The 18,437-nt window shown below is 37.4% G+C and carries 12 protein-coding genes and 1 pseudogene; 6 read left to right on the forward strand and 7 right to left on the reverse strand.

The genetic code is table 11. The annotated features are described in order from the left end of the window. Positions 1 to 47: 47 nt before the first annotated feature. The 5 genes from FD723_RS27760 to gvpA all read right to left on the reverse strand — a co-directional run bounded on the left by FD723_RS27760 (position 48) and on the right by gvpA (position 4,051). Complete coding sequence (locus FD723_RS27760) at positions 48 to 1,274, reverse strand: glycosyltransferase family 4 protein (RefSeq protein ID WP_179068240.1); 1,227 nt, start codon at positions 1,272 to 1,274, stop codon at positions 48 to 50. Between the two features lie 97 nt (positions 1,275 to 1,371). Beyond that, positions 1,372 to 2,196, reverse strand: coding sequence for a glycosyltransferase family 2 protein (locus FD723_RS27765; RefSeq protein WP_179068241.1), 825 nt, complete (start codon positions 2,194 to 2,196; stop codon positions 1,372 to 1,374). Between the two features lie 102 nt (positions 2,197 to 2,298). Beyond that, on the reverse strand, positions 2,299 to 2,544 hold the full coding sequence (locus tag FD723_RS27770; protein ID WP_179068242.1) for a hypothetical protein: 246 nt from the start codon (positions 2,542 to 2,544) through the stop codon (positions 2,299 to 2,301). A 564-nt stretch (positions 2,545 to 3,108) separates the two neighbouring features. Further along, positions 3,109 to 3,501, reverse strand: a complete 393-nt coding sequence (gene gvpC, locus FD723_RS27775; protein WP_179068243.1) for a gas vesicle protein GvpC — start codon at positions 3,499 to 3,501, stop codon at positions 3,109 to 3,111. Between the two features lie 334 nt (positions 3,502 to 3,835). After that, positions 3,836 to 4,051 carry a gas vesicle structural protein GvpA gene (gene gvpA / locus FD723_RS27780; protein ID WP_045871251.1) on the reverse strand — a complete coding sequence of 72 codons (216 nt, stop codon included), beginning with the start codon at positions 4,049 to 4,051 and terminating at the stop codon, positions 3,836 to 3,838. A gap of 448 nt (positions 4,052 to 4,499) precedes the next feature. Between gvpA and FD723_RS27785 the strand changes: the two genes are divergently transcribed. Beyond that, the gene (locus tag FD723_RS27785; protein ID WP_179068244.1) at positions 4,500 to 4,766 is read left to right on the forward strand and encodes a hypothetical protein; all 267 of its coding nucleotides are present in this window, start codon (positions 4,500 to 4,502) and stop codon (positions 4,764 to 4,766) included. 323 nt (positions 4,767 to 5,089) lie between these two features. On the opposite strand, the pseudogene FD723_RS27790 reads toward FD723_RS27785, so the two are convergent. Further along, positions 5,090 to 5,464 (reverse strand): annotated as a pseudogene (locus tag FD723_RS27790) (IS4 family transposase); the annotation flags it as partial. A gap of 30 nt (positions 5,465 to 5,494) precedes the next feature. On the opposite strand from FD723_RS27790, the gene FD723_RS27795 reads away from it, so the two are divergent. After that, positions 5,495 to 5,650 carry a hypothetical protein gene (locus FD723_RS27795; RefSeq protein WP_179068245.1) on the forward strand — a complete coding sequence of 52 codons (156 nt, stop codon included), beginning with the start codon at positions 5,495 to 5,497 and terminating at the stop codon, positions 5,648 to 5,650. 152 nt (positions 5,651 to 5,802) lie between these two features. Further along, positions 5,803 to 7,470, forward strand: a complete 1,668-nt coding sequence (locus FD723_RS27800) for an IS1634 family transposase (protein WP_179063859.1) — start codon at positions 5,803 to 5,805, stop codon at positions 7,468 to 7,470. 290 nt (positions 7,471 to 7,760) lie between these two features. On the opposite strand, the gene FD723_RS27805 is transcribed toward FD723_RS27800, so the two are convergent. Beyond that, the gene (locus tag FD723_RS27805; protein ID WP_179068246.1) at positions 7,761 to 12,974 is read right to left on the reverse strand and encodes a PAS domain S-box protein; all 5,214 of its coding nucleotides are present in this window, start codon (positions 12,972 to 12,974) and stop codon (positions 7,761 to 7,763) included. Between the two features lie 734 nt (positions 12,975 to 13,708). Between FD723_RS27805 and FD723_RS27810 the strand changes: the two genes are divergently transcribed. From FD723_RS27810 to FD723_RS27820, 3 genes are all read left to right on the forward strand, one after another. Beyond that, a complete protein-coding gene (locus tag FD723_RS27810; protein WP_256874949.1) occupies positions 13,709 to 14,359 on the forward strand; it encodes a PleD family two-component system response regulator in 651 nt (216 codons plus the stop codon). Next, entirely contained in the window at positions 14,356 to 15,489 is a 1,134-nt protein-coding gene (locus FD723_RS27815; protein ID WP_179068247.1) for an ATP-binding protein, read from the forward strand. The genes FD723_RS27810 and FD723_RS27815 overlap by 4 nt, the downstream gene beginning before the upstream one ends. A gap of 288 nt (positions 15,490 to 15,777) precedes the next feature. After that, positions 15,778 to 18,129 (forward strand): NACHT domain-containing NTPase, encoded by a 2,352-nt coding sequence (locus FD723_RS27820; RefSeq protein ID WP_179068248.1) that lies wholly within the window; start codon positions 15,778 to 15,780, stop codon positions 18,127 to 18,129. The last annotated feature ends 308 nt before the right edge of the window (positions 18,130 to 18,437 follow it).

The following is an 18,437-nucleotide window of genomic DNA, read 5'->3' on the forward strand; positions in this document are numbered from 1 at the left end:
ACAAACTAACAATCTTAATCACAATCACAATTAAGCGGAAAATTTTACTAGACAAGAGTTTCAACACTTTTTCCAGTTACAGCACTATCCAAAGCGTGTGCAAATACTTGCTGCCATTTAGGTGTTATATGACACCAGTGAAAGCGAACTTGTATATCTGCTAAACCTTCTTGACCCATTTTTTCGGTTTTGAGGGGATTAGATAATAAAGTCAAGATTGCTTGTGCTAAAGCTTCTGGATCTTTTTCTGGTACTAATAATCCAGTAATTCCAGAATGAATTATATCGAAAATTCCCCCTACAGCACTGGCAATTACAGGTTTTTGGTGAGCTAAAGCTTCTATAATCACAATTCCTAAGCCTTCAGTATCACCCTTGCTATCTACAATCGCTGGTAATACAAATATGTCACATCCTGCATATTCATCAGCTAATTCTTCTTTACTGACAAAGCCAAGGAAATCTACTACGTCATTTACACCCATTGTATGACACTGCATTTTAATCTCATCTTCGAGAATTCCTTTGCCTACAATGCGTAAACGTACAGGAGATTTAGCTAAGACTAAAGGTAAAGCTGCCAATAAATATCGCAAACCTTTACGTTCATCTAACCTACCAACAAACAAAAGCTTAGGCACTTCCCCTAGTAAACGTTTTTTAGGTGGCTTTGGCTTTAGAGTCATACCGTAAGGAATAATGGTAACAGGCCCATCATAAATTTTACGAATCAACCCACTAGTAAAAGAAGAATTGGCTGTCACACCTTTAGTTATAGGCAATAACCAACGGAGAATATGTGTCACAAAACCGAACTTATTTGCTAACATCAGTTCGGCTCCGTGGAAACTAAACACCATCGGAATACCCAATAAGAGACTAGCAGGTAAAGCAATCAATCCATGAGGAAAAGGCCAATGAATCTGGAGTAAATTTGGCTTTTCCTTGCAGCATACCGAAAACAATTGTAGTGTACCTAACAAGATATATAAAACAGCTGCTAAAAAATAGAGAGGTTGTCTCTGTAACTTAGTAGGAGCGCCATCCCGTGCCAAATTTTCATAACGTTTTGGGCAGTAACGAAAGCGATATATTTTTACTCCATCTAATACATCGCTTTTAGAACCTTCGTAGGCAGGAGCGAATACCGTAAACTTAGCCCCTGTTGCTTGCAAGTGTAAAATTGCCTCACGTATAAAAGTACCATGATTGTCGTCAGGAGTCATAGGATATACGGAAGTGACAACAAGAATGTGTTTACCTTCAATACTCATAGATGTGCAAAGCTTACTAATTGTTGGGTAAGAATTAAACCCAGGAAAATATGATTAATTCTCTATCTCTGGGTTTATTTATGACTACTTGAATTGACTAGAATATTTCCTGTTGAACAACAGCAGCATAATTTATCATTGAATCAATTCTTTTCTTTTGACCTCGATTAACTTGACTACCTTCGGTTTGAAACCACCACCATAACTTGACAAAATCAATAGCTGAAGTCAGAAGACGCTTTTTGCCAAACTTGGTTGTTCCAGAGTATCGAGGATGCCAAGGTGTGGGAACTTCTGTAACGTTATATCCCTGTGCTGCTAATACCGCCAATAAGTAGCGATGGGTAATTGTTTCTACTGGCAAAGTCAATAATAAATCACGACGGACTAGTTTAATCCAGTTCATATCGTGGATTTTTAAACCAAAGAGTAAATGACAAGTAGTATTGGCTAATTTAGAAGCAAGAAGCTTACCATCACCCCGTTTCTGCCGCCAACCAGCTACTGCATCTACCCCTGGGACACAAGCTTCTAACAGCAATGGTAAGTCAGTTCGGGGATCTGACTCTAAGTCGGCTTGTCCCCAAAATATCCAATCAGTTTGAACATTATCTAATGCTGTCTTCCATACTTCAGTTACACCACGCCTTTCGGGATGACGAATTATACTCAAATAATCGTATTTTTCACTCATTTGATTGAGGATTTTATAACTATTATCTGTGCTGCCATCATCAACTACTAAAACTGGTAAACTAAAACCAATCTTCTCAAATGTTTCTTCTATATTAAGCAGAAGCCGTTCCAGATTACCTTCTTCATTAAGACATGGAATAACGATAGTAACTGAATAATTATGAACTGGTGTATCTTGCTTTAAATATGAAGATAAAAACAAGTTTTCAGATTGTTTGTTAAACATTTTTAGTACCTCAAAGACAAAACATTGGTGTAAGAATGCAATTATTGAGTAATGTTAAAACCTGAAAAAATTTAAAAATCTTTCATGCCTTGCTTTTAATTGCTAGGCTTCAAGCGGCCAGTAATCAGACAAGGAAGTAGCAAAGTTTGATGGCACTAACTCCCAACCTTGAGCTAAAAGGACTTGCATCGTGTGATACCCCTTTGAGCCACCTTTAATTTCATAATCTGGTAAGCAATATTGGGGAAAACTTGTATATGGTTGCCAAGGGTCTTGAGGAGACAAACGCAAGTGAAGAATTTTCTGGTTAAATGGATGTGGCAAATGCCAGCACATTTGACTTTTCATTTTGACTTGTAACTAAATTTTCAGTAAATGGACAACCTTTGAGCTAACGAATGAGATTCACAACAAAAACAGAGAGCTACGAGGTTTGGCTAGAATTCATTAGTTATTCGCAATTAAACAAGAAATAGCTTGTTTGCTGTTATTTGTAGCGATCGTCATAGATTACAATAATGAAAAATAGCTTTTCGAGACAAAAAACTCAGAATGTTGCAATTTGTAACTTGATATGCTATTCTAGTTACATAGATTGGCAAGCCAAAAGTTAACGCTTGTTAATTCTAAAAATTAAGCTCAAGAAAAACTTTAAGGCTTGATAACTCAGTAACACTAAATTAATAGAATAGAATATCTAAACTTTTACACTAAAACTCATTGTTGAATTTGCCCCCTTTTCTGAACAGTTATGTAACTGCAAGATTAGGGGGTTTTACTATTTAATCTACTTCGCCAACAGATTACCAATTCTCTAAAATAAATCTACAAATCTACAGTAAGGAGGAAAGGAGAATGAATGTAATTTAGAGAAAGGGTATTAACTCCCTCGATTAGAGCGTTGACTAACGACTAAATATGCGTGCCAAATATGCTTGCAAACAAATCCTGACGAAATTGATGCAGATATAGCCTTTGTGCTTTGGCTTGCTCAGTTCTATTCTTTGCTGTTTCTGCTAGAAACTCGTGGGTTGTTTGCTCAAGTTCTTGGTAGAACTCGTGCAAAAACTTTGCTTGAGCTTGAGCTTGAGCAAACCTTTCTTTCTTCGTTTCGGTGAGAAACTCGTGGGTTGTTTGTTCCAGGTTTTGGTGGAACTGACGCAGATATTGGGCTTGCTTTTTGGCAAACTCTTCTCTGTTTGCTGTTGTAGCAGACAAGAATTCATGAGTCTCTCTAAATAGTTGAGATACTTCCTCAGCTATCGACTTATGCTCTTGCCGGATTTTTTCCATTAAAGCCGTCATGAGATTCTCCGCAATATTATGAAAATCGTGAGTAAACTACATTAACTGGACAATTAATATCCAGATAATGTAGCTCAAACAATATCTGCTCTTGGCATTTTATCCTTTGATAAATCTTGATTGAGAAGTATCAAGATAATAGACGAAAAACAGAATACCAATCAGAATTACTTCTACCAAGTCTCTATGAAGATATGCTGATGTGCAATTCCCTAAAAACGAACTGCAAAGAGCGCAAAGAACGACACAAGGAGAGAAATATCTTGGCGCAACTGACTTCACGAAAAAAATGGTATTAGGTTGTAATTCTAATTTGATTGCATCTACTTAATAATTAAGCAGGTACAGCAGCAGACTGTGTTAAGCCTACAGCTTCTGCATATTTCAAATAGGTTTCAACAGATGCAATAACGATCCGAGCTTCGATTGCAAGTAATTCAATACCAACTAGGGAAACACGTACCCAAGCATCTACAACGATACCTTTATCCAAGATACGGTCAATAACTTCTGCCAAGCTTGAAGAAGAATTAGTTTTTTCGACTGCCATGATTTTAGACCTTAACTCATTGTTGATTTTTAGTATTAGCGTAGGCATTTGCCTTTGCTCTCTACTGAATCAAATTAAACATACGTTTTCATGAATGTAAAGAGTTTACCTGTATAAAAAATGCATAAAAAACAACTGGCAAATAAAAAATGAGAGCTTTTCTGTTGAATTTATGTTGCTTTTATATAGGACTAAAAGTAGAATGTAAGCTTTAATATTAAGCTCTGTTTGTTTTGTAATATTTAATGTATACTTTTCTGATTTTTGTCAGAGTTAAAAATGTTTAAAAAATATATTTTTTTGATGTATGGCTATACTTTTAAATCCTATTTTAAGTAAATGTACCGCTATTTTTATCCATCTTTTTCAAATTACGTGAGATTACAGTTACTAAAACCTTGGGTAAATAATATAGGATATTTTCAACAATTATCTTGGAACAAAAATCATGTCTATAGAAGCTACTTATGATCCAATACGGCAGGAAGCATTAGCAGGGTTAACTGCTAGTTTAGTAAATCAAGGTCATCCACTTCAATATGCTCAAGTAATGGCAACTTCAATTATTTTTCAGACAGACCTAGATTTAAGAAATGCTCAGATGGCTCGTCTTTTAAACTGGTTGAAACAGGAACATGAAGATATCTATGCATCTTCTCTGGTTATAGTTGAAGGAACCCGTGAGGAGTTTGAACACCGAGTTCAAGAGGGTTGAGTCGAATGGCACGCTTGTAAGGCTCTAAGCTATGCACAATAAGTACTAAGTCAAAGGCACGCTTGTAAAGCACTTACCAGTAATAAAATGCCCTCTACACCACCTCATTGATAAGGCAATACGCTTAGTGGTGCAGAAAACTTTCAGGACTCTCAAGTTGAGAATACAGTGACACGGGAGAACTCAATTTGTTGCTGTATCTGCGTTCGTTTTTTTAGTGAAGCAGTGGCAGCTAGGGGACTCTTTCGAGGTAAGGTAGCTAAGCGGGGGATTGGGAGACGTTGATAACACAAGCGTTCAATTTCCCCAATACCTCTGCCAATTTACGAGGGTTCAACGCCGGTGGAAACGGGATGAATACGTCCTAAAGCAGTAAGCTTGGCAAAAATCTGGGTTAATAAAATAGGCTCAGGGATTTCGGGAAGCATTTTTAACATTTCACGAACATATCGAAAACCACGGTAGTAAGCCTTAAGATCAATAATGCTGGAGTCGGGATTGTGTTGACGAAAATCTAAAAGTTGAAGATGGGACAAGTTGACCATAAAGAATACTAGATTAGCAGCATGAGTTACAGCAGTTTGACTTAAGTTCATGAAATCTTCTAATCCCCAAAACTGCTTGGCATCACGAAAGTTAAACTCAATTTGAAAACGAAGTTTGTAATAATCGATTATCTTTTCGTAGGACAAATATAGGTACTCTTCCACTACTGAAGATTTCTGACAATGCAATGCCTTATCCAAGATTTAGAGCATAGCCTATCGACATCGCACGCTCATTCAATCGGCGATCGCCTAACTCATATCCCTGGCTTTTTACCCTTTAACTTTTTACCCCACATTCCGCACCTAAAACTGGCACACAGAGAAAGCAGTAAGTAAATTAAAACTACTGGTAGAAATTGAGACAAGAAAAACCCAGAAGTAAAGTTAATAGCCAGAATCAGGGTAAAAGTCAAAAAATAAATAAAATTAGCACTCTATAAGCTTCCATCATGAAAAGCTAAAAATAGTTGATGGGATATAGTGTGAAAATGAATTCGCCTTTGAGCATTGAAGTAAAAAATTTAAATCACCTGGGGATAGTAGCAGGAATTATTGATGAAATAGGGTTGGTAGACCAAATAAATAAAATACTTGGACAGCACCCGCAGTCTAAAGTGAGTGCGGGTCAGGCGGTCAAAGCAATGATACTAAACGGGTTAGGGTTTGTATCTGGAACATTATATATGTTTCCTAAATATATGGATAGCTATGCCTGTGAACACTTGATAGGAGAAGGAGTATTACCAGAACATTTAAATGACGACAGACTAGGAAGAGTATTAGACCAATTATATTTAAAAGGATTAAGTGGAATCTTCACTTTAATAGCGTTAGCAGCAGTAAAAAAATATGGAGTAGATTTATCATCGCTACACTTAGATTCTTCTTCATTGCATCTGCACGGAGAATATAAAACTGGTTTACCCGAAGTAGCCTTTGAAAGAAATGCTCCCACAGAAAATGAAGATAAGCTCCTAGAGTTAGCACCACAACCAATAAATATAACTTATGGTTATTCAAGAGATCATAGACCAGACTTAAAACAATTTATTCTAGAGTTAATTTGTAGCAGTGATGGGGATATTCCCATCTTTTTAAAAGCAGCGTCAGGAAATCAATCAGATACGAAAACCTTTGCGAAAACTCTCGTGAATTTTCGAGAAAATATTGATATAGATGCGTTAATGGTAGCAGACAGCGCATTATATAGTGCCGAAAACCTGAATTTGATGAAAAGCCTCAAATGGTTATGCAGAGTTCCATTGACAGTGGGGTTAGCCAAGCAAATACTATTAGGAATAGACTCCAAAGATTTAATCCAAAGTGAAATAACAGGTTATTCATATATAGTCAAGTCTAGTAACTATGCCGGGATCGAGCAAAGATGGCTGATAGTTGAAAGCCAAGAACGGAAAAAAGCAGATTCTAAACAGCTGATGCGCCGTGTTCAGCAAGCCCAAATAAATGCTCATCAAAAGCTCACAAAATTATGTAATGAAGAATTTGCTTGTCATCGAGATGCCAAGAAAGCTGCATTACATCTATCAGAGCAATTAAAATATCATTGTTTGGCTGAAATTAAAATATCTAAGAAACAGTTAAAACCTCAAGGTAAAAACAAAAACAACAATCAGAATGACTGGAAATATTACTATCAGATATCCGCGCAATTAGAGCAAGATAAAGCAGCAATTGAACTTGAAAATCGCGCTTCGGGAAAATTTATTTTAGCAACTAATATTATTGATGAATCCCAATTAAGCCACACTGACATGATTAAGGAATATAAAGCTCAACAATCATGTGAAAGAGGCTTTGCTTTCTTAAAAGACCCTTTATTCTTAACAGATAGCATATTTATTAAGTCACCGGAGCGCATTGAAGCTTTATCAATGATTATGGGGTTATGTTTGTTGGTTTATACTTTAGGACAACGACAGTTACGTGGAATTTTATTAGCTCAAAACCAGGAAATAAAAAATCAATTAGGTAAACCAACAGACCGCCCCACTCTCAGGTGGATATTTCAATGTTTCCAAGGTATTCATTTATTAATTGTTAATAGTGTTTCACAAATATCAAACCTCTCTGATGAAAGATTATGGATATTACAATTTTTTCCTAGTACTTGTCGTCGCTACTATTTATTAGTTTGATTATTATTTTAATTAAGCTTTACTTTTACTAATTTTTGCAAGAGTTACTCACTCTATGTTTAGTAACTCTACGTTTTAGTGCAGCATTTTTTATACCGATTCTTTATTTTCGCAAACTCTGGTTTGATTTTTAAATTTCCATCTCTCCAATTTTGGTTTTAAATCAAAAACTAACCCCACAATTCTTTGCTATTTCTTTTGTGACAGTTCCGGGTGCGGAATGTGGGTTTTACCAGACCCAAAAATAGGTTTTAAGTATGTATACAAGAAGTATTGCTACAGATTGCTTATCATTGAGGGAAGTTAATGTAGAAGGTAGTACCGCAATGTCTGGGGTGGTAACTGAGCTTTGTCGTACTACTTTGTGGAAGCAAGCTAGCAAGAGCGTCTTGTAGAGAAATGCGGTCTACGCCTACACCTTCTAAAAGAATATTGCCTTTTAGCTGTCTAACTAGGTTTTTCACAATTCTTAAGCCTAAAGAGTTGCTATTTTCCCAATCTAATGTTTCGGGAATGCCAATACCAGTATCTTGAACTACTAAAACTAATTGATTTTCTGGGGATTGTTGCAGAGAAATTGTAATATTTCCTTCCTTTTTTTCGGGAAATGCATATTTTAGACAATTAGAAACCAATTCGTTAATTATCAATCCGCAGGGAATAGCTGTATCAAGTGGTAATTTGATGCCATTGGTTTCTATATTGAGAACAATATTTTTTTGACTGACTCCATAGGAACGAAATAAGCTATCTATCAGACTTTTGATGTAGTTATCAAAGTTGATTTCACAAATATCTGCTGACTGATACAGTTGCTCGTGAATCAAAGCCATTGATTGTACACGATCTTGAGATTCTTTAAACATCAACAAAGTTGTTTCATCACCAGAGCGTCTAGATTGCATCCTGAGCAAACTGGAGATAATTTGCAGGTTGTTTTTTACCCGATGGTGAATTTCTTTAAGTAATGTTTCTTTTTCTTCTAGCGATCGCTGAATTTGTTCTACTGCTTTTTTGCGCTCGCTAATATCAGACAATCGCACCAAATTAATAACCTTCCCTGCTACGTTAATTTGTTGAGCTGCTAAATTTCCCCAAAAGAAATTACCTTTGCGGGTAGCATATTCGATTTCCCTACTCCACCAAGATTTGTGATTCACTTCCTGTACAATCTCATCCAATTCTTGAGGAGTAAATTCGTAACGTTGTAGTGTATTCCCCTGAATATTCATTAATTCTTCCTTTTCTGAAACCTCAAACAACTCAACTGCACGGTGATTGCAATCAAAAATCAATTGGGTATCGCTGTCTACTAAAAAAAGAGCATCGGCTGATTCGTTAAAGATTGCTTCTCGCAAATCACGATGGTGATTAACTTCTGACTCAATTTCTTTGCGAATGGTGATATCTGTTAGAGTTCCTATATAGCCGATAAGCGTACCACTGGGGTTAGTTTCGGGTACTATCTGCATATAGAACCAGGTGATGCAACCATCTGGACGCAAATATCTGACCTCTTGCCGACAGGTTTCATGTAGCCGACATCTTTGTTCACAGGGGTCAGACCAGTCTATCAACAGGCGATCGCAGTCTTCTAAATGTATATTTTCTAACCATCCTTTCCCTAACGCTGCTGCTGTTGGTTTACCCGTCATCAACCCCCAGCGCTCATTCACGTAGATACAATTACTAGCAGCATCAAGGCGGAAAATAGCAACTGGGGCAGCTTCTGTCAAGGTAGCATAACGGTGTTCGCTCTCCCGCAGAGCTACCTCTGCTTGTTTGCGATCGGTAATATCATAGTTAATGCCAACCATGCGCTGTGGTTCACCTTGCTCATTGCGTTGAACTAGAGCAGAGGCTTTGATAAAGCGAATACTGCCATCGCTAAGAATAATCCGAAACTCTGTATCAAATTCTTTTATTCCCAGTACAGCATCTTGAAAAGAAGTTTCTGCTAGAACTAGGTCATCTGGATGAAGCCTATTTACCCAGTCTTGATACACTGCAACCCCATCAGAGCGTTGTAAATCATACAGTTCATACATTCGGTCATCCCATTCCGCATCCTGGATCATATCCCAGTCCCAGATCCCAATATTGGCTGACTTGAGCGCCAAGGTCAATCGATCTGAAAGGTTGCGTAGTTGTTCTTCAGTTTGCTTACGTTTGGTAATGTCAAGGATAGTGCCAATTAATTGACATGGTTGATCGTTAATATCTAAGATGAATTCGCCTCGTGATAGTAAATAACCCAAGCTTCCATCTGCTCGATAAAAACGATACTCTATTTCATAAGGCTGTCTCTGTTCCATTGCTTGTAGCAAAACAAAATCACGGCGATCGCGATCGTCTGGATGAATATAATGGAGCATTTCGTTGTAGCTTGGTGTACCAGACTCAGGATTACGGCCAAATATGCGAAATACCTCTTCTGACCAGATTAATTGTTGCGTTTGTAAATCCAGTTCCCAACTACCCAGATTCGCAATCCGTTGTGCAGATTCGAGGTTAGCCGCATTTTTGCGGAGTTGAGCTTCAATTTGTTTTTGCTGGGTGATATCTTTGGCAATCCCCACACCGCCAATAATTTGTCCTTCTAGATTACACAGGGGTTTAACCGATAGAGCAACAGGAAAGCGCGAACCGTCTTTACGAATGAAAGTCCATTCCACCTCGCAACTATCTTGCTGGGTTTTCAGCATAGATAAATCTTCAAAGTAAATTTCCTTACCCATCTCCCGCGAGAGTGCATCGGGAAATTGCTTGAGTTCCTCTGGATCATAAAACCTGTTTATTGTTAACTTACCAATAACCTCATCGGCTGTATAACCCAGCATCTTCTGAGCAGCCAGGTTAAAAGTTTGAATTATTCCCTCGGAATTGGTAGAAATAATGGCATAATCGATGCTAGCTAGAATAGCCTGTTTCAATCTGGTAACGGCTAATAATGCTGCTTCCGTCTGCTTACGTTTGCTAATATCCGTTGCCGAGCCACTCATACGAATGGCATTGCCGAATTCATCCCACAATGCCTGACCCCGGTCTAATATCCATATATAAGAGCTATCTTTGCATTTTATCTGGTATTCTTCTTGGAAAAAGGGTGTTTTATGGGCTAAATGGTCAGCCAGCACCTTCATAATGCGATCGCGATCGTCGAGATGAATTCGGTTTGACCATGCTTCAAAATTGTGGATAAGTTCATTCTCAGCAAAGCCCAGCATTTCTTCCCAACGAGCCGAGAAGAAAACTTCACTAGTTTTGATATTCCAGTCCCAGATACCATCATTGCTACCTCGTAGTGCCAAATGCCAACGTTCTTCACTTTCCCGTAAAGCCGCCGTGCGTTCTTCAACTCTGGCTTCGAGTTCTAGATTGAGTTGTTGCAATGCCTGTTCGGCACAAATTTTATCGCTAATATCAACTGCAATGCCACCAATCATTAATGGCTTGGTCGTTCCTGGTAAAGGGAATTTATAGACTAAAAAATCGCCTACTGTACCATCTGGTTTGGGAGCCAATTCAATGGTTTCCAGGATTTGCTGAGTCTCTGCAACCTGGCGAATATTATCCAAAAACTGCTGGGCTATTTCTGTCGGATACACCTCAAAAACTGTCTTGCCAATCACATCCTCTAGCTTTTCACTTGGCAGTTGAAAGGTACGGAGGTAAGTCTGGCTCAGATAGAGCATCCGACCATTGGCATCGGTAATCCAAGAAGCTGCGGGACTATTATTCATGAACGCCTGAAAGCGTGCCTCACTTTCTTTAAGGGCGACTTCTGCCTGTTTGCGTTCCGTGATGTCTTTATCTACACCACTCATCCGCACAGGATGGCCCTTTTGGTCATAAAAGACACGACCTTTACTTAGTGCCCAACGGAGAGTGCCATCTAATTTGATAAATCGAAATTCGAGGTTATAATCTTCTCGCTCATACACAGCACGATTAATTGCTAGTAAAACTGACTCGCGATCGTCTGGGTGGATCATCGTCATAACTGTTTCATACTGACCATCGAAGGTTCCGGGAACCATACCAAAAAGTTTTTCCAAGTTCGCCGACCAGTGAACTTCTCCTGTGGTAATATTCCAGTCCCAGTTACCCATACGCGCAGCTTCTAGAGCCATAGTCAACCGCTCCTCGTTTTTCCGTAGGGCTTGCTCTACTTGCTTGCGATCGCTAATATCTACACACGAGCTGATATAGCCAAGAAACTCTCCTTCACTAGTGAAACGAGGAGTGCCTGTATCCAAAATCCAACGATATTCTCCATCAAAGCGTTTGAGGCGATATTCCATTTGAAAATGTTGGCGCGCATCAAAGGCGTTAACATAAGTATCTAAACAATCTTGCAATTCATCGGGATGTACTCCTTGTGCCCAGCCATCGCCTACCTCTGCTTCTAAGGTTTTACCAGTAAATTCCAACCACCTTTTATTGAAGTAGTAACAAGCTTTATCCAATCCAGCCATCCAAATCAGCACTGGAGCAGTATCAGCCATCTGGCGAAAGCGTTGTTCACTCTCTCGGAGGGCTGCTTCTACCCGTTTTCGTTCTTGTAGTTCTGCCTGTGCTTGCTGATAGGCACTTGCTTGCTGAATGGCGATCGCTATTTGCACGCCCAGCTGATCCAACAAGTCAAGTTCAAATAACTCCCAATGACGGGGTGCAGTACATTGGTGGACAATTAATAATCCCCATAATTTATTTGTCACCAGAATAGGTACTATCAGACAAGCTTTGACTTCAAATTGCTCTAGTAGCTGCAAATGACAAGGCGTTAAGCCTGCCTGATTGATATCGTCAATTGCCCGTTTTTTTCCTTGGTGATAATCGGCTCCAGCACCATCTTTAAAGCAATCATCTTGAATTCCCGCTCCCATCGCCACTGTCCAACCGGGAAGTATAGACTCCGCCACCACAGTTCCGCTCATATCAGGCTGAAATTGATAAATCACCACCCTGTCTGTCTGAAGAAACTGGCGCACTTCTGCGGCTGTAACAGTCAAAATTTCTTCTAGATTGAGAGACTGACGAATCCGTAAAGCGATCGCCGCCATCATCTGTTGTTGTTGCCGACTTTGTTCTAACTGCTGGGTTAGCAATTTCAGTTCCACGGCATGATGAATTGCACTTTGCAAGATTTCCGGTGTGAGATAATTTTTCACCAAATAATCCTGAGCGCCATTTTTCATGGCACGGACAGCGATCGTTTCATCTCCTTGTCCTGTGAGCATGATGACGGCAGATTGGCTATTATTCAGATTTTCCCTCAGTTTTTGTAGAAACCCTAATCCATCGTCATCGGGCAATAAATAATCCAGCAAAATCACATCTGGTATCTGTTGCTGACACCATGCGATCGCCTGTTTTGCTGTCTGAAATTCTAAAATATTATGTTTATACAATGTATCTTGTTGTAAATACTGATGATATATCTCCCGATCTTCGGCACAATCATCAATCACTAGAATGGTTAGGTAGGAACGATGACTCATAAATCACACATATAAACGCGAGCGATCGTATTTCATCAAAAAATTGAAATTCTCTATTTGCCAAATTCAAAAGTTTTCTGATATCGAGTCAACCCTGAATAGGGTATTAAAAACAGAGTCAATAAAATTCCTCAAGTATTAATACTGACACAAATCTCTATAAAAAAGTTGTATCTCAAGTTTTCAGTATAGTGGAGGATATGTACGTTTTTTGACAAATCCTCAGAATGTTTGGAAAGAAAAATTAAAGTTCTTCAAGCAACTGGTTTGCTTGCTGCACCTGCTTTTTGGATAGTGCGCTATTTCTCTAAAGGAAAAATAAACGCTTACTAATACTATAAACTACAAATATTTCAAGCGATTTTCCCCACCCAAACAAAAGGGAAGTATACTAAATGCAAGCATCTTGGAAAAGCTACTAGTAAAGCTTACCTCATGGCAGTTGAGCAAGTAGCTACGAGAGACAAGATTCAAGGACTGTAACAATCTGTAGATACTTTACTACAAGGAGCAGGGTATTTAATATAAGAGGGTGAAAAATATAAACAAGATTAATCATTTGTGTTCGTGAATACTATGACTTTGTTGGCAAAAGTTGGCAAAATATAATTTAACAATTGGACTGCCAATAAAAAACCGTTTCTTTGAAAAATGTTGGGTTTGGATTTAACTTCGTTCTACACAACCTAGTAAATAATCAGAGTTTCAGTAATTCCCTAACAAAGTCATATTATTTGCAAACAACTATTTTTTTCCCAAGTCAAAATACTAGAACAGCTAATACATCTCAAGTAATGACAAAAATCTTAGTAATTGAAGACCAAGAAGATATCCGTCGCGTTATCGTGGAAATGCTGATTGCCGAAAATTTTTCTGTTATGGATGCAGAGAACGGACAAGTCGGCATTAAATTACTAGAAGCAGAAATTCCAGATTTGATTATCTGCGACATTACAATGCCTAAGTTAGATGGATATGAAGTTGTTAGCTGGTCTCGTGAAAATCCAGAGACTGAAGCAATTCCTTTCATATTTCTTACAGCTAAAGCTTCTCAGAGTGATATCCGTCAAGGCATAGAATTAGGTGCAGATGATTATCTGATTAAGCCGTTTACAAGAGCAGATTTACTGGGTGCAATAACAGCGAGATTTGAAAAGCAAAAAATAATTAATAGACAAACTCAAAGAAAAATAAACAAATATTACAACTATATTACTCAATCAACTAGCAATGAGTTGTGTCATCCTCTTCAAGAAATTATGTCTATTTCCAAGAAACTGATAGATAACTATGAATTAATGGATAAAGATGAAATATTAAAAAATCTCAAAGAAATTTATAGTTTAAGCGAAAGATTACAGGAAATAAACCCAAATAAATTATGAATCCTATCCAAATTTTAATAGTTGAAGATGAGCAGTTAGTTGCTGATGACCTGAGAGAAACTCTAGAACACTTGGGGTATAATATTTCTGCCTTAGTTGCATCAGGAGAAGAGGCTATTTTCATCGCAGAAACTTTGCAGCCTGACTTAGTGCTAATGGACATCAGACTAGAGGGCGAAATGGATGGAATAGAAGCCTCTTTGGAAATCCAGTCTCGCTTTAATTTACCTGTAGTTTACCTAACTGCTAATGCCGATCGAGCGACACTAGAGCGAGCTAAGATTTCCCAACCTTTTGGTTATATTTTAAAACCATTTGATGAAAGAATACTCGCTACCACAATTGAAATTGCTCTTTCCCGACACCAAGCAGAAATTGGAGTTAAGAAAGCGCTGGTTGCTGCCAAAACTAATCAGCAAATTGCTGAGTCCCAAAACCAGATAAAATCTCAGCAATTTTACATGGCAGCACATGAATTTCGTAATCGGTTGACCACAATTCAGCTTAGTACTGAAATGTTGAAAGCCTATGGCGATCGGATGTCAGAGCAAAGAAAACAAAATCATATCAATGGCATTGATTCTGCTACGCATAGCTTGACAAATCTTTTAGAGAATATACTCACGCTAGGCAGATCCGAATCTAACAGTTTTGTATTTAACCCCATACCAATAGATGTGGTAAATTTCTGTGCAGAAATAGCTGAATCTTTGCGGTTTACACTTAAAGATCAGTGTGAAGTTAGCTTTTTAGCAGATGCCGAAAGTTGTATTGCCTGTTTAGATGAACAGCTACTATGGCATTTACTAAATAACTTACTTTCCAACGCAGTGAAGTACTCTTCAAAAGGTAGTACAGTCTCGTTATCGCTAACTTGCGAAGAGAATAGTGTTTGTTTTCAAGTAACAGACCAAGGAATAGGGATTCCAGCAGAATCTCAAGCTAAACTATTTGAACCTTTTCAACGTGCTAGCAATGTTGCCACAATTCCAGGTTCAGGATTAGGGCTAGCAATTGTTAAGCGATGTGTGGATCTGCACAAAGGTACAATACACCTAGATAGTACGCTAGGGAAAGGAACAAGTTTTGTAGTTAGACTTCCACTGAAAGTAGATTCTGTATCTGTTTAATTACGATTGATAAATAAATTGATGACTTAACAAAAATTAACTATAAGTTTATCTAATCTTAATTAAGAAATTAAGATTAGCTGAATTAATAAAAATGAAATGGCATATTTGGAAATTCTGTCTCTCTAAATAAGTTGATCGAACGAAATTTTTCCAAAATTAAACTATATTCTATATTTTTATTGACAAAGCGCAACACCATACACTACTATAAATAATTCACTTGTCCCTAATTGAATACAATTGATGTCAATTAATTATTGAATTGAATAAATTTCTGATATCAGCATGGCTAAACGATCTCTCCAAGCTTCAGATGAAGGTATTAGAAAAGCCAAGCAGGCTTTTAATCATAAAGGTTGGACGCAAGAATATCTTGCAAGTCAAGTTGGTTTAGACAGTCGCCAACCAATTTGGAAGTTTTTTACTGGCAAACCTGTTGCCCGTCAAATATTCCATGAAATTTGCTTAACTCTAGCACTAGAGCCAGAAGATATTATTCAAAGACTGGAATTTGAAGCAGATGAAGACTTAGCATCTCAGCAGATACTAGAAAGTAAAAATTCTACTATCATTGACCCTTTAGTGATTAAAGTACGTGCTGCTCACTCGGAAAAAATTCAACACCAATGTGGTACGATCCGGTTGCTAGATGTTGCTCGGACTGTAGAATTAGATGAATTATTTGTTGAAGTAAATGTAGTAGAAGAAATTAACAGTCAAAGATGGCTAGATATTTCAGATTTACAAAAATTTGACAATAAAGCTTTAGATAAATTTGACTCCGAGGAAGTTAGTACTAAGAGGATTGCAGGTTTACAAGCTATTGACAAATCTTCTAAGGTTATCGTACTTGGAAAGCCAGGAGCAGGAAAAACTACTTTTTTACAATCAATTGCTATCCTTTGTAATCAAGGTAAATTTCAGACTCAAAGGGTTCCCATTTTTATTAGTCTGAAAGATTTTGCCGAAAACATGGATTATGATGATAAAAATTATTTATTAAGCTATTTAATTCAAGAATTTAGCATTTGTAAAATAACTCAACAAGAATTAGAATATCTACTCCATGAAGGTAAAGCTTTAATTTTACTAGATGGGTTGGATGAAATTGCCGATAAAAATAGTGATAGAATTAATAAAATAATTAGCAACTTTTTGGATATTTTTTATAAAAACATAGTAATTATTACTTGTCGGATTGCATTTAGACATCAAAAATTCCAAGGGTTTGCTGAAGTAGAAATTGCTGAGTTTACAAAATTACAAATTTCAACTTTTGCTAAGAAATGGTTTGCAGCGTTTGCTAAAAATAACCTCCGATTAAGAAAAACATTAGCCTCTAAATTTATTGATACAATAACGCTTCCCGAAAATAGGCTGGTTCAAAACCTAGCATCTACACCTCTTTTACTAAATCTCACTTGTTTAGTTTTTCAATATTTAGGCGATTTTCCTACTAAGCGTTCCGAAATTTATCAACAAGGATTAGAGTTATTACTGGTACGTTGGGATGAAGCAAGAGGTATAAAAAGAGATGAAGTTTACCGTAATTTAACTTTAACTCAGAAAATTAAATTGCTTAGTTATATAGCTGCTATTTCTTTTGAAACAGGTGATTACTTTTTTGAAGAAAGCAAAATTTGTCAATTAATAGCTGACTATCTCTATTTGCTACCCAATGCACCGACTGATATAGAAGATTTACAAGTAAATAGTAAAGCTGTACTTCAAGCAATTGAGTTACAGCATGGATTATTAGTGGAACAAGCTAGAGGGATTTATTCTTTTTCTCATTTAACATTTCACGAATACTTCACTGCGAGGAACTTTGTTGCTAATAGCGATCAAAAAATATTAGAACAAGTTGCCAATCATTTGTTTGATAAGCGCTGGCGTGAAGTTATTTTGCTTACATCTGAAATGCTCAGATCGTTTGATAATTTATTCCAGTTAATGAAGCAACAAATTGAGAAATTAGTTGTTAGAGATGAAACATTGAAGAGTTTTCTCACTTGGGTAATGCAAAAGTCTTCAACAGTTACCTCAAATTGTCATCCATCTGCTATCCGTGCTTTTTACTTTAACCTCGTCCTACCTCCCCATTATTTTTTATCGCGCAACCAAACTCTAGCTATATCTTTAGATAATCATCTTGCTGGAAAATTGGCTGATGATTTAGCTTTAGATTTAGCTTTAATCCATATCCTTGCTGTTAGCCTAGCTTTGACTCCAGAGATTTTTTGTAAGCGTATCTCTGCTATGAAATTAGCTCTTGATATTGATTATTTATTACAAGATCATTCATCTTTATATGAATCTCTGCAAAGCCTCAAAAATGAATTGCCTAGTTCACAACAAGATAGAGAGATATTAAAAGCATGGTGGCAATCTAACGGGCAATCATGGACTACACAATTAAACGAAGTGATCGCAATTAACCGACAGATAGGTTATAGTTGGCAATTTAGTGATGAACAGTTGCAGTTAATTCAGCAATACTGGGAGGCAAATAGTTTACTAGTATATTGCTTCAGCACTGCTAGTAATGTTACTCCCAACTTACGAGAGATGATTGAGGAAACTTTGATTTTACCTAGTGTGGTAAAATCCACTAGAGAAGACGACTCTCTAGATTAGCTAAGTAAGCCTTGGGGTCTCTGCGAAATCGATACTGTTCAATTCTGGCAATGCGACCCACCGATATGCAACTATAACAGGTGAAAATAAAGATGCAGTCGCAGATAACCCCTTAGCTATCAGGTGTTTTAGGTTGATTAAAGGTGGTGGTAAAGCACTTTTTTTTCCATCTGACTTTTCCCGTTAAGTCTCAAAAAGCTTGCTGGTAAAGGATTTAGGAGACAGCACAGTATATACGGTAAAGTAATAAAAATCTGGTGTTAAAGGTGACGAGCAATGCTGGACTGGTGGGAGAAAAATTTTGCAAC

The sequence above is a fragment of the Nostoc sp. C052 genome (assembly GCF_013393905.1).
GTDB lineage: Bacteria > Cyanobacteriota > Cyanobacteriia > Cyanobacteriales > Nostocaceae > Nostoc.

Coding starts and splice junctions, on each gene's coding strand:
- FD723_RS27805 (WP_179068246.1), bottom strand. CDS start 12,974: ATGAGTCATCGTTCCTACCTAACCATTCTAGTGATTGATGATTGTGCC.
- FD723_RS27765 (WP_179068241.1), bottom strand. CDS start 2,196: ATGTTTAACAAACAATCTGAAAACTTGTTTTTATCTTCATATTTAAAG.
- FD723_RS27770 (WP_179068242.1), bottom strand. CDS start 2,544: ATGAAAAGTCAAATGTGCTGGCATTTGCCACATCCATTTAACCAGAAA.
- FD723_RS27815 (WP_179068247.1), top strand. CDS start 14,356: ATGAATCCTATCCAAATTTTAATAGTTGAAGATGAGCAGTTAGTTGCT.
- FD723_RS27820 (WP_179068248.1), top strand. CDS start 15,778: ATGGCTAAACGATCTCTCCAAGCTTCAGATGAAGGTATTAGAAAAGCC.
- FD723_RS27785 (WP_179068244.1), top strand. CDS start 4,500: ATGTCTATAGAAGCTACTTATGATCCAATACGGCAGGAAGCATTAGCA.
- gvpC (WP_179068243.1), bottom strand. CDS start 3,501: ATGACGGCTTTAATGGAAAAAATCCGGCAAGAGCATAAGTCGATAGCT.
- gvpA (WP_045871251.1), bottom strand. CDS start 4,051: ATGGCAGTCGAAAAAACTAATTCTTCTTCAAGCTTGGCAGAAGTTATT.
- FD723_RS27760 (WP_179068240.1), bottom strand. CDS start 1,274: ATGAGTATTGAAGGTAAACACATTCTTGTTGTCACTTCCGTATATCCT.
- FD723_RS27795 (WP_179068245.1), top strand. CDS start 5,495: ATGCAATGCCTTATCCAAGATTTAGAGCATAGCCTATCGACATCGCAC.
- FD723_RS27800 (WP_179063859.1), top strand. CDS start 5,803: ATGAATTCGCCTTTGAGCATTGAAGTAAAAAATTTAAATCACCTGGGG.